This window comes from Paraburkholderia sp. J67 (assembly GCF_905220265.1).
Lineage (GTDB): Bacteria > Pseudomonadota > Gammaproteobacteria > Burkholderiales > Burkholderiaceae > Paraburkholderia.
The window spans coordinates 1-210 of sequence record NZ_CAJMZK010000154.1 but is presented as its reverse complement, the minus strand read 5'-3'; the positions used below and the strand labels follow the sequence as shown (position 1 = coordinate 210).

The 210-nt window shown below is 65.2% G+C and carries 1 protein-coding gene; it reads right to left on the bottom strand.

Translation table 11 applies throughout. The features are described 5' to 3' along the window. Positions 1 to 210: enolase C-terminal domain-like protein (locus U5782_RS41570; RefSeq protein ID WP_415914509.1), on the bottom strand; the 210-nt coding region annotated here is incomplete at both ends.

Below are 210 nucleotides of genomic sequence, written 5' to 3'. Positions count from 1 at the left end.
CGCCATGTTCACGTCCACGCGCACGGCGGCGCGATTCCCCACGGCCTTCTTGATCTCGGCGACGTGTTTGATATCGGTTTCAAGCGCCTTTGCGCCAATCTTCAGCTTGAAGACGTTGTGGCGGCGCACGTCGAGCATGTGCTCGGCTTCGGCGATGTCCTTGGCCGTGTCGCCCGAGGCGAGCGTCCAGGCCACCGGCAGGCGGTCGCG